The organism is Rhodophyticola sp. CCM32 (genome assembly GCF_004751985.1).
Taxonomy (GTDB): domain Bacteria; phylum Pseudomonadota; class Alphaproteobacteria; order Rhodobacterales; family Rhodobacteraceae; genus Rhodophyticola.
Genome location: NZ_CP038492.1, coordinates 54,276 through 69,113 on the forward strand (window position 1 = coordinate 54,276; position 14,838 = coordinate 69,113).

The following is a 14,838-nucleotide window of genomic DNA, read 5'->3' on the forward strand; positions in this document are numbered from 1 at the left end:
CCGGGGACGGGATTTAGGACAGATCGGAAGACAGGGAGGACTGATCATGCCAGAGGCCTTTATCTGCGATTATATCCGAACCCCCATCGGGCGGTTTGGCGGTGCGCTGGCCATGATACGTGCCGATGATCTGGGCGCGGTGCCGTTGCGCGCACTGATGGCCCGGAACACGGGCGTGGACTGGGCCGCGGTGGATGAGGTGATCTATGGCTGCGCCAATCAGGCAGGCGAGGACAATCGCAACGTGGCGCGGATGTGCGCATTGCTGGCAGGGCTGCCCGAGACCGTGCCGGGGGTGACCGTGAACCGGTTATGCGGCTCGGGCATGGATGCGGTGATTGCGGCGGCCCGGTCGATCCGCGCGGGCGAGGCCGGGATGGTGATTGCAGGCGGTGTCGAATCGATGTCGCGCGCGCCTTTCGTGATGCCCAAGGCGGGGGCCGCGTTTTCACGCAAGGCCGAGATCCATGACACCACCATCGGATGGCGTTTCGTGAACCCGGTGATGAAGGCGCAATACGGGATCGACAGCATGCCCGAGACGGCAGAGAATGTGGCCGAAGACTATGGCGTGACCCGCGCCGATCAGGATGCGTTTGCACATCGGTCCCAGATGCGCGCGGCTGCGGCGCAGGACAGCGGGCGTCTGGCTGCCGAGATCACACCGGTACATATCCCACAGCGCAAGGGTGATCCTGTTGTGGTGGCTGAGGATGAACATCCGCGTGCCACGACGCTGGAGAAACTGGCCGCGCTGCCCACGCCGTTTCGGGCCGGGGGCAGTGTGACGGCGGGCAATGCATCAGGTGTGAATGACGGGGCGGCGGCGCTGATCCTGGCCTCGGAAGAGGCGGCTATGCGCCACGGTCTGGTGCCGGTTGCCCGGATCATGGGGGCGCCACGGCGGGTGTGCCGCCCCGGATCATGGGGATCGGACCTTCCCCTGCGACGCAAAAGCTGTGCACGCTTCTGGGTCTGACGCCGGCGGATTTTGATGTGATCGAGCTGAACGAGGCTTTTGCGGCCCAGGGTCTGGCGGTGCTGCGTGAACTGGGCCTGCCCGATGACGGGGCGCATGTGAACCCCAATGGCGGGGCGATTGCGCTGGGCCATCCGCTGGGCATGTCGGGCGCGCGGATCACCGGATCGACGGCGCTGGATATCAAAGCGCGCGGTGGGCGGTACGGGCTGGCAACGATGTGTATTGGCGTCGGGCAGGGGATCGCGGTTGCGCTGGAGCGGGTGTGATCTGACATCAGCGCCTTTAGAGACGGCGGAGCGAGGGGCCAGCCCCTCGCGCTCCCCGGCGTATTGGAGACAAGAAGAAGGGGGCGCGGCGCATTTGATGCAAATTGTTTGGGATCAGGTTGTGGAGAGCGGGCGCATCAGGCCTTCTTGTGCGGTTGAGGCGACCAGCCGGCCATCGGCGGCATAGATCAGGCCCCGGTTCACACCGCGTGCGCCGCCGGTCCAGGGGCTGTCCATCACATAGAGATGCCATTGGCCGAAATCGACCGGGCCGTGAAACCAGATCGCGTGATCCAGGCTTGCGGTCATGGTGTTGGTGAACCAGCTTTGCCCATGGGGGCGCAGGCCCGTGCCCATAAGGTGCAGATCGCTGGCATAGGTCAGCAGGCAGTGTTGCATCCAGGCCGGCGCGTCCGGCACCGGGTGGCTGAGGCGCAGCCAGACGGAATGCCCGTCCGGGGCGGGGCTTGGGTCAAGCAGGTCGTATTCATCCGTAGGGCGCAGTTCGATCGCAGAGGGGCGGAGGATGTCGGCCCGGCTGGCTTTGGGCGCGCGGGCGGCAAGGGCGGTTTTGGTGTCTTCGCGGCTGGGCAGAGTGTCGGGGTCAACCGCCCCGGGCATCGGGTGCTGGTGATGATAGCCGGGTTCCTCGATATGGAACGAGGCGGACATGTTCAGGATCTGCCGGCCATTCTGGATCGCGATCACCCGTCTTGTGGTGAAACTGCCGCCATCGCGGGCGCGGTCCACCTCGTAGATCACCGGCCGGGAGGGATCGCCCGGGCGCATGAAATAGGCGTGGAGGGAATGGCAGTTGCGCCCCTCCACCGTGTGATAGGCCGCAGACAGGGCCTGGGCCACGACCTGCCCGCCATAGATGCGTTTCGTGGTTTCGCCGCCGGAGCCTTCGCCGCGATAGAGATTCAGCTCCAGCGGTTCGATATTCAGCAGGTCCAGCAGGGCGGCAACGGTGTCGGTCATGGGGGGGCGTCCTTTGCGGGTCATTGCCCGTGGTCTCTACGCGTATCGCAGGGGAGGCACAAATAGCGCGGGCTTGCGGAACCTGTCATTCGGGGGCAGGTTCGGCCCAGGGGGAGGGAGAGCCAATGTCGAAACCCTGTATCATCTGTGTGGCGATCACCGGATCTCTGCCGCGCAAATCCGACAATCCGGCGGTGCCGATCACCGTTGCCGAGCAGGTGGAAAGCACCCATGCCGCCTTTGAGGCCGGGGCCAGCATCTGCCATGCCCATGTGCGCCATGATGATCAGAGCCCAAGCTCGGACCCGGAGACATTCGCGCGGCTGAAGGAGGGCATTGAGGCCCATTGCCCCGGTATGATCATTCAGTTTTCCACCGGGGGCCGGTCGGGCGCCGGAAGAGAACGTGGCGGGATGCTGCATCTGCGGCCGGATATGGCGTCGCTGTCAGTGGGCTCGAACAACTTTCCGACGCGGGTCTATGAAAACCCGCCCGATCTGGTGGATTGGTTGGCCGCCGAGATGCGGCGATATGAGGTAAAGCCCGAGATTGAAGCCTTTGATCTGTCGCATATTCATCAGGCGGCGAGGATGGAGCGCGAGGGCCGTCTGGCCGCGCCTGCCTATGTGCAGTTTGTGATGGGGGTGCAGAACGCGATGCCCGCGGACCGTGATGTGTTTGACTATTACGTCAGGACCATGGCGCGGCTTTTGCCTGACAGCGAATGGTGCGCCGCAGGGATCGGGCGGCATCAGATCGAGGTGAATGAATGGTCGGTGACCGCAGGTGGCCATGCACGCACGGGGCTTGAGGATAATGTGCGGCTGGATCAGGAAACGCTGGCCCCCTCGAACGCGGCATTGGTCGCCCGGGTGGTCGCGCTGTGTGAGCGCCATAACCGGCCGGTTGCCACCCCGGCGGAGGCCCGCAGCATGCTTGGTCTGCGCACAGGGTGATATGCGAAAACCGACAGATGTCAGGAGGTGCGCCGCAGCAGGCCGATTAGGGTAGAGGCAAAGAATATCGTGGCGGCTGTGCAGACGATGCTGGGTCCTGTGGGCGTGTCGAACTGGAAAGAGGCCCATAACCCACCCAGGGCCGAGGCCGCGCCGATGCCGCCTGCGGTGACCACCATCACTTCGGGATTGGTGGCAAAGGGCCGGGCGGCGGCAGCCGGGATCAGCATCAGCGAGATGATCAACAGCGCGCCGACGACCTTGATCGCGACGGCCACAACAGTGGCCAGGGCAAGGGTGAGAACCAGTTGTTCCTTACGTGGGCTGAGGCCCGAGGCCCTGGCCAGTTCCGGGCTGAGGGTCGCTGTGAGCAAGGGTTGCCAACGCCATGAAATAAGCGCGACAATCGCGATCGCGCCGCCCCATATGATGGTCAGATCTTCACGCGTGACGGCAAGGATGTCGCCGAAAAGATAAGCCGAGAGATCCACCCTGACACCGCTGAGAAGGGACACGGCCACCAGACCAAATGCCAGCGCGGCATGGGCCAGAACGCCCAGGACCGTGTCAAGCGCATAGCCGCGTTCCGCCAGGGTTGACACCAGCATGGCCATGGCCAGGCAAACGGCCAGGACGCTTACGAAAATCGAGATAGAGAAGCTGAGGCTAAGTGCGACACCCAGAAGGGCGGCATGGGCTGTGGCATCTCCGAAATAGGCCATTCGTCGCCAGACGACGAAACAGCCCAGCGGGGCGGCTGCGATTGCAACGCCAACGCCTGCCAGCCCCGCGCGGACAAGAAAGTCATCCAGCATTACGGTGTATTCTCTTGCGGCAGGCCGTGATCATGATGATGGGTATGCTGATGCCGGTACAAGGCCAGCGCCCCTTGCGTGCCAGAGCCGAACAGGGCCCGGTAAGCGGGGGCAGAGGCAACGGTTTCGGGTTTGCCCTCGCAACAGATATGGCCGTTGAGGCAGACGACACGATCCGATGCGCTCATCACCACATGCAATTCATGGCTGACCATCAGAACCGCGCAGCCGAAATCGCGGCGCACCCGTTCGATCAGGCGGTAGAAAGCGGCAGAGCCGGGTTGGTCAAGGCCCTGTGTCGCCTCGTCAAGGATCAACAGATTGGGGTCGTTCAGCAGCGCGCGGGCCAGCAGAACGCGTTGGCGCTGGCCGCCGGAAAGATCGGTCATCTGCCGCGACAGCAGGTTTTTGGCCCCCGCATCATCCAAGGCCGTGCGCATGGTTTTTACCGAATGCCTGCGGGGCAGGGAGAGAAACCGTGACACAGTGAGCGGCAGGGTTCTGTCGATATGCAACTGCTGCGGCACATAGCCGATTTTCAATTTTGGATCGCGCCTGATGGTGCCCGTACTTGGTTCAAGAACGCCGATCAGAATCTTCAGAAAACTGGTTTTCCCAGAACCGTTCGGGCCGACCAGGGTGACGATTTCGCCCGGAGAGATGGTAAAATTCAAATCCTTCAGGACCAGGCTGTGACCAAACCGGAGGTTGAGATTACGGGTTTCGACCAGGCTCACGCCTGCGCCTCGACACAGACCGGGCACAGGCCTTCGACTTCAATCATCATATGTTCCGGGGTAAAGCCCATGGTCTCGGCTGCATGATCAAGGCTTTCCTTGACAGGATGCGCCCCGGCTTCGGCCACGCTGTCACATTCCCGGCAGATCATGAACGTGGGCTGGTGGTTGCTGTCTGAAAACACGCAGGCGACATAGGCGTTCAGGCGTTCGATACGGTGGACGAACCCATGTGTGGTCAAAAATTGCAAAGCACGGTATGCGATAGGAGGCTGGGATCCGAGATTTTCGGCCTGAAGCTGTTTCAGGATGTCATAAGCCCCCAAAGCGCGATGACCTTCCAGCAGCAGTTCCAGTACCCTGCGGCGTACCGGTGTCAGGCGCAGATTCTCAGCGGTGCATTTGGCCTCGGCCGCCGCGATCGCGTCTTGCACGCAGTGGTTGTGGTCATGGTTTTTAAAATCATTTTGAGGCATTTATGGTCCGATCAGGTATTCTTGATGTAGTATAACACATAAGCTAGGAAAAGCGCCCGATCTTGGTAGGATTTTGTGATGTTTTCAATCAGATTTTTTTCTGCCGCTGCACTATGTGTTGCTTTGACATCGACAGGTGCCTTTGCCCATCATCCCGTTGTCATTACTGATATTCCGCCGGTGCAGTCTCTGGTCGCGCGGCTTATGCAGGGTGTTGGCGTGCCGGGCCTTCTGATGGATGGGACCGTTTCATCCCATGATTTCTCTCTGCGCCCGTCGCAGGCAAGGGCCCTGACCGAGGCCGATCTGGTGATCTGGATGGGCCCGGAGCTGACGCCCGGACTGGCCAAGGCCGTCACGGTGCTGGCCGAGGATGCCGAGATACTGGAGCTGATGGCGCTGGACGGGGTCGTGACATATCCCAATCGCGACACCATTTCCGCAGGCGCCGCCCATGACCATCAGGCAGCCGATGATGATCATCATGAGCGTGCGGTGTCTGCCCATCACGGGCTGGACCCCCATGGATGGCTTGATGTGGAGAATGCGATTGTCTGGACCGTCAGGATCGCAGATCATCTGGCGATGGCGAATCCGGGACATGCGGCGCTTTATCAGGCCAATGCAGAAGCCGGCGTGCGGGAACTTGAAGCGCTGAGATCTGAAATTTCCGGCATGTTGCGATCCGAGACACCGTTGGAATTTGTCGTTTTCCATGATGCATATCAGTATTTTGAACGGGCCCACGGGCTGGAGCCGCTGGGCACAATATCACTTTCCCATGCGCAGGCGCCATCTGCGGCACGGCTTGATGAAATCCGCGACCGGGTGGCGGCACTGGGGGAGGTTTGCGTTTTTTCAGAACCGCAGTTCGACTCTCGGATTGTCGCATCCGTGACCGAAAACACCCCTGCGATAACAGCGATGATTGATCCCCTGGGGGCGTCGCTGGAGGTGGGGCCGGACCTGTACCCGGCGCTGATGCGGGGGATTGCGGATCGATTTGCAACCTGTCGCTAAGGTGCTGCCATGCGTGTCGATTTCGCTGTAGACCTGACGTTCACATAACTGCCGAAACCTTGCTGTCGGCGCGGCTTTGGCAGGCGTTTCGATAGCAGGCGCCGAAAACATGGTCCCATCCGGTCTGATAGCCCGCCATGATACCGGAGGCCGCGCTGGCCAGAACCTCGAACCCGCCATGGGTCAGGTCAACCCGGGTCCCAGAGCCCTCGGCGGTGAAGGTGACGGTGATCTGTGTTGCCTCAGACGGGTCACGGCCCACATACCAATCCAGCGCAAGGCGGGCGCCCGGTGCCCATTCGGTCACCGTGGCCCAGGGCGCGGTTTGCCCGTCCGGGCGGGTTTCGATGATTTTCCCGCCTTTGCCGGGCTCAACCGTGACATCGCGGGCCGTGGTGCCATCCCCGGCAGAAAGCGAATGGCTGTCAAGCGGCCACCAGCTTGCCATGTCTTCGGTGAACAGATCAAAGGCCTGATCGGGGGACAGGGGAACATGAACGGTTTTCTGGATCGGGTCGGTCATCAGGAAATCTCCGGTTTTGGGGGCGGGGTTTTGGCGGGTTCTGCGCGCCGCTCTGCCTCGGCGACAAAGGCGGCCAGCGCGTCATCCCAGAGCCTGTCAAGATAGCGGCGCAGATTGGCCACGCCTTGCGGGGCAAGGGCATAGACACGGCGGGTGCCGCGCGGGGTGACCTCCAGCAATCCCGCATCGCTGAGGATTTTCAGATGCTGGGATACGGCCGGGCGGCTGACAGTCAATCCGCGGGCCAGTTCCCCCACGGGCAGGGCGCCATGACGCAATTGCTCGACAATCGCGCGTCGGGTCGGGTCGCCAAGGGCGGCGATGGCATCTTCGGGTCCGGGGGTTGCGTTAGTCATGACTTACCGTAAGTATAAACTTACGATTCTGTCAACCGGAAGATGGCCGATAGAATGTGCTCATAATTCGCGGCTCCCACATCATGGGCCACAATCACGGCCCCTTGAAGCCCCGGGTGCCCACAACTAAGACTCTCGTAACCGTAAGATCATAAGATTTCTCAGACATCAGACAGGCAGGACCCGATGCAAGACCCCGTTGATCATTTCTCGAACAATCTTGTCCCCATGGTGGTCGAACAGACCAGCCGGGGCGAACGCGCCTATGATATTTTCTCGCGTCTGCTGAAAGAGCGGATCATTTTCGTCAATGGCCCGATCCATGACGGGATGAGCCAGTTGGTGGTCGCGCAGCTTCTGCATCTGGAGGCGGAAAACCCGACCAAAGAGATCTCAATGTATATCAATTCGCCCGGCGGCGTGGTGACATCGGGTCTCTCGATCTATGACACGATGCAATACATCAAGCCCAAAGTGTCCACCCTTGTGGTGGGGCAGGCGGCCTCGATGGGGTCGATCCTGTCTGTCGCGGGGGAGGCCGGCATGCGGTTCTCGCTGCCCAACAGCCGGATCATGGTGCACCAGCCCTCGGGCGGGTATCAGGGGCAGGCGACCGATATCATGATCCACGCGGCCGAGACCCAGAAGATCAAGACTCTGATGAACAAGATCTATGTCAAACATACCGGCAACAGTCTGAAAGAGGTGGAAAAGGCGCTGGAGCGGGACAATTTCATGTCCGCCGAAGAGGCCAAGGACTGGGGCCATATTGACGAGATTGTCGAAAACCGCGCCACCGGAGAGGACGAGAGTTGAGCATGTCACACTGTTGCGGGGGCAGGCCCGCCACAGGCATTTTGGCGTTGTGGCCGGGTTTTGCCTGTTCTAGTCTGCCCGGAACAGGACATTATACATGCGCGAAATCGGGTTTGGACAGGCCCCCGGACCCAACCGGTTGAGGTAGATAACATGGCAAGTTCTTCCGGCACGGATAGCAAGAACACGCTTTATTGCTCGTTTTGCGGCAAAAGCCAGCACGAGGTGAGAAAGCTTATCGCGGGTCCGACCGTGTTCATCTGCGATGAATGTGTCGAGCTGTGCATGGATATCATTCGGGAAGAAACCAAATCTGCCGGACTGAAGGCCACCGATGGTGTGCCCAGCCCGAAAGAGATTTGCGAAGTGCTGGATGATTACGTGATCGGTCAGGCCCATGCGAAACGGGTTTTGTCGGTGGCGGTCCACAACCATTACAAACGCCTGAACCATGCGGGCAAAACCGATATCGAACTGGCGAAATCGAATATTCTGCTGATTGGCCCCACGGGGTGCGGCAAGACGCTTCTGGCCCAGACACTGGCCCGGATTCTGGATGTGCCGTTCACCATGGCCGATGCCACAACCCTGACCGAGGCCGGATATGTGGGTGAGGATGTGGAGAACATCATCCTCAAACTGTTGCAGGCGTCTGAATACAATGTGGATCGGGCGCAGCGCGGGATCGTCTATATCGACGAGGTTGATAAGATCACGCGGAAATCCGACAACCCGTCGATCACCCGTGACGTCTCGGGCGAGGGGGTGCAGCAGGCGCTGCTGAAAATCATGGAAGGCACGGTGGCCAGTGTGCCGCCCCAGGGCGGGCGCAAACACCCGCAACAGGAATTCCTTCAGGTCGACACCACAAATATCCTGTTCATCTGCGGCGGGGCCTTCGCGGGTCTTGAAAAGATCATCGCGCAGCGGGGCAAGGGTTCGGCCATCGGCTTTGGCGCTGATGTGAAAGAGGATGATACCCGCGGCGTGGGTGAGATGTTTGGCGAGTTGGAGCCGGAGGATCTGCTGAAATTCGGGTTGATCCCGGAATTTGTTGGCCGTCTGCCCGTGATCGCAACCCTGACCGATCTGGATGAGGATGCGCTGGTGACCATTCTGACCCAGCCGAAAAACGCGCTGGTGAAGCAATATCAACGGCTGTTCGAACTGGAAGATGCCAGCCTGAAATTCACCGATGACGCATTGGGCGCGATTGCCAAACGGGCGATTGCGCGCAAGACCGGTGCGCGGGGCCTGCGCTCGATCATGGAGGATATCCTCCTTGATACGATGTTCGATCTGCCGGGCACCGATGGGGTGGAAGAGGTTGTGGTCAATGAAGAAGCGGTGAATTCCGATGCACAGCCTTTGCTGATCTATGCGGAGCGCCCGAAAGAAGAACCGGCCTCCGCAGGCTGAGACGCGCTGCTATTCACGATTTTCAAACTTCTGGCGATTGCTCGTTTGCGGGCGAAATCTACAGGGTGTGTGTTCAGCCTTGGCTCAGATCACCCTCCCGCCCGGCGGCACCGCCGGGCAGCGTCTGAGCCGCCCCCAAGGGGCGCGGGCGCTTCGCTTCCTGCCCCTCGGTTCGGGCGATGCCCTCTACGCAAACTATATTTGGTGCAGAATAAAATGATTTCGCCGTAGATCAGCAGTTTGCTGATCAAGAGGCAGTCAGATTACAGCATGCTGCTTTAAACGATTTCTGCCGTATCATCCCGCCAGCGGTTCACAATCGGGTAACGCCGGTCAAGCCAGAACGCGCGCTCGGTCAGTCGCGCGCCGGGGGCGGACTGGAAGCGCTTGTATTCACTGATGTAAATCAGATGCTCGATCTTTTTTACCGTGGCGCGGTCATACCCCATGGCGACCACATCCGCGACCGAGGCCTCCTTGTCGATCAGCATTTCCAGGATCACATCCAGCACCTCATAAGGCGGCAGGCTGTCTTCATCCTTCTGGTTCTCGCGCAACTCGGCGGTGGGCGGTTTGTCGATCACCCGGGGCGGGATCACCTCGCCCGCGGGCGCTTTCATCCAGGGCCGATGATTGGCGTTGCGCCAGCGGCAGGTCTCGAACACCCGGGTTTTGTACAGGTCCTTGATCGGGTTATAGCCGCCGGCCATATCGCCATAGATCGTGGCATAGCCCACCGCGACCTCGGATTTATTGCCCGTGGTCAGCAGCATCTCGTCAAACTTGTTCGACAGGGCCATCAGTGCGACACCGCGCAGGCGGGACTGGATGTTTTCCTCGGCCACGCCGGGTTTGGTGCCGTTGAACAGCGGTGCAAGGGCGTCGGTCACGGCGGCGCGGGGCCCGGAGATTGAAACCGTATCCAGCTTCGTGCCCAGTCTGCGGGCCACATCGGCGGCATCTTCCAGCGAGATCTCAGACGTGTATTCCGAGGGCAGCATGACGCAGCGCACATTTTCCGGGCCGATCGCATCCGCCGCGATGGTTGCGACAATCGCGCTGTCGATCCCGCCGGACAGGCCAAGCAGAACCCTGGAAAACCCCGCCTTGGTCAGATAATCCCGCGTGGCTTCAACCATGACGCGGTAATCGGCCTCCCATTCATCTGGCAGAAACGCCTTTTCGCCCGCGACCGCGCGCCAGCCATCGGCGGTGTTCTTGAAACTGACATGGAACAGCCCTTCCTCGAAGGCGGGCATCTGATGGGTCAGGGCGCCGCCCGGGTTCAGAACGAAGGAGGCGCCATCGAAAATCTGGTCATCCTGCCCGCCAAGCAGGTTGAGATAGGCCATCGGCAGGCCGGTTTCGATCACGCGGGAGACCATGATCATCTGTCTGAGGCCGAATTTCCTGCGATGATAAGGCGACCCGTTCGGAACCAGCAGAATTTCGGCTCCGGTTTCGGCCAGGGTCTCGGTCACATCCTCGAACCAGGCATCCTCGCAGACCGGGATGCCGATACGCAGCGGCCCCACACGCACCGGCCCCGCAGGATCGCCCGCATTGTAATAGCGTTTTTCGTCAAACACGGTGTAATTGGGCAGATGATGCTTGAGCACCTGAGCACTGATTTTGCCCTCCTGCAGCACGAAATAGGTGTTGAATGGCTTGTTCCCGCCGGGCAGCGGCCCGCCAATGCCAATCGCCGGGCCATCGGCACAATCCGCCGCCAGTTGTTCGATCACCCGCTGCACATCGGCGGCAAAGGCCGGTTTTTTCACCAGATCCTGCAACTGATATCCGGTCACGAACATCTCGGGAAAGGCAATCATATGCGCGCCTGCGGCTTTTGCCTCGGCCCATGCGGCGCGCGCCTTGGCGGCATTGCCCGACAGATCCCCCACAGTGGGGTTCAGTTGCGCCAGGCAAAGGTGAAAACTATCGGCCATATCGCTCACGCTATCCGGTGTTTGTCAGGCATGGTTTAACAGATCGGCGGTCAGGGCCAAGCGCAAGCCTGCCCGGTTTCGGCGAAATGCGTTGCGGGGCCTGTGGTCCTCACCTAGGTTTGGGGCGGACCAGACACAAGGGATCCGATAGGGAGAGTGTGATGTGCAAAAGCCGGGGTGGGGCATGATCCGACAGATGCTAGGCGCCAGCGCCCTTTGTCTGGCGCTGCCAGCAATGGTCCTGGCGCAGGACAGCCAGGTCGATATCCAGCAATATGAAAATGGCGGGATATATGAGGGGGAGTTCCGCGGTGGTGTGCAGCACGGCCAGGGCACGTACCGGCTGCCCAACGGATATGAATATACCGGCACATGGGTTGATGGCGAAATCAGGGGCCAGGGCCGTGCGATCTTTCCCGATGGGTCGATCTATCAGGGCAATTTCGCCGCCGGACGGCCCGAAGGGGTCGGTCTGATCACCTTTGCGGATGGCTCAACCTATGAAGGGGAGTGGTCGGACGGGTTGATCAACGGTCAGGGGACCGCGCTTTACGCCAATGGCGTGCATTATGAAGGCGGCTTTCAGAACGCGCTGCACCATGGCAGCGGCGTGATGGAAAGCCCCAATGGCTATCGCTATGAGGGCCAGTGGAATAACGGGCTGAAAGAGGGCAGCGGAACGATCACCTACCCGGATGGTGCGGTCTATGAAGGAGAGTTCCAGGCCGGTCAGCGGGCGGGCAGCGGGCGGCTGGAGATGGCCGATGGCGTGATCTATGAAGGCGATTGGGCCGGTGGCCAGATCAATGGCGAAGGCGTGCTGACCCAGCCCAATGGCGATGTGTACGAGGGCATATTGGTCAATGGCCAGCGTCAGGGTGAGGGCATCGTGCGCTATTCCAACGGGGATGTGTATGAAGGGGCGTTTGCCGATGACCGGCGCCATGGTCAGGGCAGTTTCACGGGCGCCGATGGCTATCTTTATGTCGGGCAATGGACCGAAGGCCGGATTGAGGGTGAGGGGCAGGTCACCTATCCCGATGGCTCCATCTATCAGGGGGTGTTCCGCAATGATCTGGCCGATGGGCGCGGCACGATCACCTATGAGGATGGCTCCAGCTACGAGGGCGATTGGGCCGATGGGGTGATCCAGGGCTTTGGCGTGGCACGTTACGCCAACGGGCTTGTCTATGAAGGCCAGTTCCTGAATGCCCGTCAGCACGGGCAGGGCGTGATGACCCAGCCCAACCCGGATTATGATGCCGAGGTCGCGACAGCCGCAGGTCAAGGCTATGATGTACCGGAACTGCTCTATCGTTATGAGGGCGCCTGGGAAGACGGGCTGCGCCATGGTCAGGGGATCGCCACCTATGGCGATGGCACCACCTATGAGGGCGGCTTTGCCGAAGGCCAGCGCGCGGGTGAGGGCACATTGACCATGCCCGACGGGTTTTCCTATACCGGTGCCTGGGCCGAAGGGGAGATCAATGGCTCAGGCGTGGCCACCTATGCCAATGGCGATGTCTATGAAGGCGTCTTTGTGAATGGCCGCCGTCAGGGTACGGGCACCATGACCTATGCCACAGGCCAGGTGGTCGAAGGCGCCTGGGAAGACGGCCGGCTGACCGATGCGACCGATGACAGCGCGGTTCAGCCCGAAGAGGCCCCCGCCCCGGCGGAAGACCCCGATACATCGGAAACCACACCCGAAGCGGGCACCGATCAATAGACCAGCCGCCCTTTCTTCTTGTGCAAAATACGCCGGGGGAATCGCCGCAGGCGATGGGGGCAGCGCCCCCATGCCTTGATTGGCTCAGACCGCGATCAGGCCCATGCTTTCCAGTTTCAGAAGCACCTGCTGGGCGCAGTGATCCACTTCCATCCCTTCGGTGTTGACCACAAGCTCAGCGGTTTCGGGCACCTCATAAGGATCGGAAATCCCGGTGAATTCCTTGATCTTGCCTTCCCGCGCCAGCTTGTACAGCCCTTTGCGGTCCCGGCGTTCGCATTCCTCAAGGCTGGTGGCCACATGCACCTCGACAAAGGCGCCATAGCTTTCGACCATCTCCCGCACCGACCGCCGCGTGGCGGTGTAGGGTGCGATCGGGGCACAGATGGCAATGCCACCGTTCTTGGTGATCTCCGAGGCGACATAGCCGATCCGCCGGATGTTGATGTCACGATGCTCTTTGGAAAACCCAAGCTCGGATGACAGGTGTTTGCGCACCACATCGCCATCCAGCAAGGTCACCGGGCGACCGCCCATCTCCATCAGTTTCACCATGATCGCATTGGCGATGGTGGATTTGCCGGAGCCGGACAGACCGGTGAAAAACACCGTGAACCCCTGACGGGAGCGGGGCGGACGGGTCCGGCGCAGTTCGGCCACCACCGAGGGGAAGCTGAACCATTCCGGAATTTCCAGCCCTTCGGCCAGACGGCGGCGCAGTTCCGTGCCCGAGATGTTCAGAACGGTTGCATCCTTGGCGACCTCATCGGCGGGCTGGTATTCGGCCCGTTCCTGCACAAAGACCATATGTTTGAAAGGCACCATCTGGATGCCGATCTCATCGGCATGTTCCTTGAACAGGTCCTGCGCATCATAGGGGCCATAGAAATCCTCACCCTGGGAGTTCTTGCCCGGGCCCGCATGGTCACGGCCGACGATGAAATGGGTGCAGCCGTGATTCTTGCGGATCAGACCATGCCACACGGCCTCACGCGGGCCGGCCATGCGCATCGCCAGGTTCAGCAGGCTCATCGTGGTGGTGGCTGACGGGTATTGATCCAGCACCGCCTCATAGCAGCGGACGCGGGTGAAATGGTCGATATCGCCGGGTTTGGTCAGCCCGACAATCGGATGGATCAGCAGGTTCGCCTGTGCCTCTTTCGCGGCCCGGAAGGTCAGTTCCTGATGGGCGCGGTGCAGCGGGTTGCGGGTCTGGAAGGCCACCACACGGCGCCAGCCAAGCTTGCGGAAATAGGCGCGAAGCTCATTGGGCGTGTCGCGGCGGGCGCGGAAATCATAATGCACCGGCGGCTGAATGCCGGTGATCGCCCCTCCCAGATAGACCGGACCGGCCACATGGTGCAGATAATTCACTGCCGGATGGGCAATATCATCGGCGCCAAAGACCATTTCGGCCTCGCGCGCCTTGTTGGGCATATATTTGTCGCTGATCGACAGGATCGCCAGAATCACGCCTTCCTGATCGCGCAGCGCAATATCCTGACCGGGTTCGATGCCATCGGCAAATTCCTGGCTGATATCCAGGGTGATCGGCATCGGCCAGAGCGTGCCATCGGCCAGGCGCATGTTTTCGACGACAGAGGTATAATCCGCCTCGGTCAGAAAACCTTTCAACGGGTTGAACCCGCCATTCATCAACAGTTCCAGATCACAGATCTGACGCGGGCTCAGGTCCCAGCTTGGCAGGTCGGCGGCTTCGGTTTTCAGCTTCTGGGCGGAGTCATAAGAGACATAAAGTTCAGGGATCGGCGCAAGCGGTTGGGTGGTCATTTAATCGGACTTTCAAATATTT

At 60.8% G+C, this 14,838-nt stretch carries 13 protein-coding genes and 1 pseudogene; 6 read left to right on the plus strand and 8 right to left on the minus strand.

Going from position 1 to position 14,838, the window contains the following annotated elements; genetic code table 11:
- Positions 1 to 46 precede the first annotated feature (46 nt).
- Positions 47 to 1,248 (plus strand): annotated as a pseudogene (pcaF, locus tag E2K80_RS00260) (3-oxoadipyl-CoA thiolase).
- A gap of 114 nt (positions 1,249 to 1,362) precedes the next feature.
- On the opposite strand, the gene E2K80_RS00265 reads toward pcaF, so the two are convergent.
- Positions 1,363 to 2,229: an acyl-CoA thioesterase gene (locus tag E2K80_RS00265; RefSeq protein ID WP_135371669.1), complete on the minus strand. Its 867-nt coding sequence runs from the start codon at positions 2,227 to 2,229 to the stop codon at positions 1,363 to 1,365.
- Between the two features lie 125 nt (positions 2,230 to 2,354).
- Here E2K80_RS00265 and E2K80_RS00270 point away from each other — a divergent pair, with 125 nt between their 5' ends.
- Positions 2,355 to 3,185, plus strand: coding sequence for a 3-keto-5-aminohexanoate cleavage protein (locus tag E2K80_RS00270; protein WP_135371671.1), 831 nt, complete (start codon positions 2,355 to 2,357; stop codon positions 3,183 to 3,185).
- 20 nt (positions 3,186 to 3,205) lie between these two features.
- On the opposite strand, the gene E2K80_RS00275 is transcribed toward E2K80_RS00270, so the two are convergent.
- Genes E2K80_RS00275 through E2K80_RS00285 form a run of 3 tightly spaced genes read right to left on the minus strand, consistent with a single transcriptional unit; the run spans position 3,206 to position 5,171 of the window.
- Positions 3,206 to 4,000: a metal ABC transporter permease gene (locus E2K80_RS00275; RefSeq protein ID WP_135371674.1), complete on the minus strand. Its 795-nt coding sequence runs from the start codon at positions 3,998 to 4,000 to the stop codon at positions 3,206 to 3,208.
- Entirely contained in the window at positions 4,000 to 4,737 is a 738-nt protein-coding gene (locus E2K80_RS00280) for a metal ABC transporter ATP-binding protein (RefSeq protein WP_135371676.1), read from the minus strand. Before E2K80_RS00280 ends, E2K80_RS00275 begins: the two co-directional genes overlap by 1 nt.
- Entirely contained in the window at positions 4,734 to 5,171 is a 438-nt protein-coding gene (locus E2K80_RS00285; RefSeq protein ID WP_338014569.1) for a transcriptional repressor, read from the minus strand. Before E2K80_RS00285 ends, E2K80_RS00280 begins: the two co-directional genes overlap by 4 nt.
- 165 nt (positions 5,172 to 5,336) lie before the next feature.
- Between E2K80_RS00285 and E2K80_RS00290 the strand changes: the two genes are divergently transcribed.
- A complete protein-coding gene (locus tag E2K80_RS00290) occupies positions 5,337 to 6,233 on the plus strand; it encodes a zinc ABC transporter substrate-binding protein (protein ID WP_238475598.1) in 897 nt (298 codons plus the stop codon).
- A 40-nt stretch (positions 6,234 to 6,273) separates the two neighbouring features.
- Here E2K80_RS00290 and E2K80_RS00295 read toward each other — a convergent pair whose 3' ends face one another.
- Both E2K80_RS00295 and E2K80_RS00300 read right to left on the minus strand, forming a co-directional pair.
- Positions 6,274 to 6,756, minus strand: a complete 483-nt coding sequence (locus E2K80_RS00295; RefSeq protein WP_135371684.1) for an SRPBCC domain-containing protein — start codon at positions 6,754 to 6,756, stop codon at positions 6,274 to 6,276.
- The gene (locus E2K80_RS00300; RefSeq protein WP_135371686.1) at positions 6,756 to 7,112 is read right to left on the minus strand and encodes an ArsR/SmtB family transcription factor; all 357 of its coding nucleotides are present in this window, start codon (positions 7,110 to 7,112) and stop codon (positions 6,756 to 6,758) included. Before E2K80_RS00300 ends, E2K80_RS00295 begins: the two co-directional genes overlap by 1 nt.
- 186 nt (positions 7,113 to 7,298) lie before the next feature.
- On the opposite strand from E2K80_RS00300, the gene E2K80_RS00305 reads away from it, so the two are divergent.
- Entirely contained in the window at positions 7,299 to 7,928 is a 630-nt protein-coding gene (locus E2K80_RS00305; protein ID WP_135371688.1) for an ATP-dependent Clp protease proteolytic subunit, read from the plus strand.
- A 153-nt stretch (positions 7,929 to 8,081) separates the two neighbouring features.
- Positions 8,082 to 9,347: an ATP-dependent Clp protease ATP-binding subunit ClpX gene (gene clpX, locus E2K80_RS00310; RefSeq protein ID WP_135371691.1), complete on the plus strand. Its 1,266-nt coding sequence runs from the start codon at positions 8,082 to 8,084 to the stop codon at positions 9,345 to 9,347.
- Positions 9,348 to 9,625: 278 nt separating this feature from the next.
- Here the strand turns inward: clpX and E2K80_RS00315 are convergent, their stop codons facing one another.
- Entirely contained in the window at positions 9,626 to 11,296 is a 1,671-nt protein-coding gene (locus tag E2K80_RS00315) for an NAD+ synthase (protein ID WP_135376416.1), read from the minus strand.
- A 184-nt stretch (positions 11,297 to 11,480) separates the two neighbouring features.
- On the opposite strand from E2K80_RS00315, the gene E2K80_RS00320 reads away from it, so the two are divergent.
- Positions 11,481 to 13,025 (plus strand): MORN repeat-containing protein, encoded by a 1,545-nt coding sequence (locus E2K80_RS00320; protein WP_238475599.1) that lies wholly within the window; start codon positions 11,481 to 11,483, stop codon positions 13,023 to 13,025.
- 84 nt (positions 13,026 to 13,109) lie between these two features.
- Here the strand turns inward: E2K80_RS00320 and E2K80_RS00325 are convergent, their stop codons facing one another.
- Complete coding sequence (locus E2K80_RS00325) at positions 13,110 to 14,816, minus strand: bifunctional sulfate adenylyltransferase/adenylylsulfate kinase (RefSeq protein WP_135371693.1); 1,707 nt, start codon at positions 14,814 to 14,816, stop codon at positions 13,110 to 13,112.
- Positions 14,817 to 14,838 lie beyond the last annotated feature (22 nt).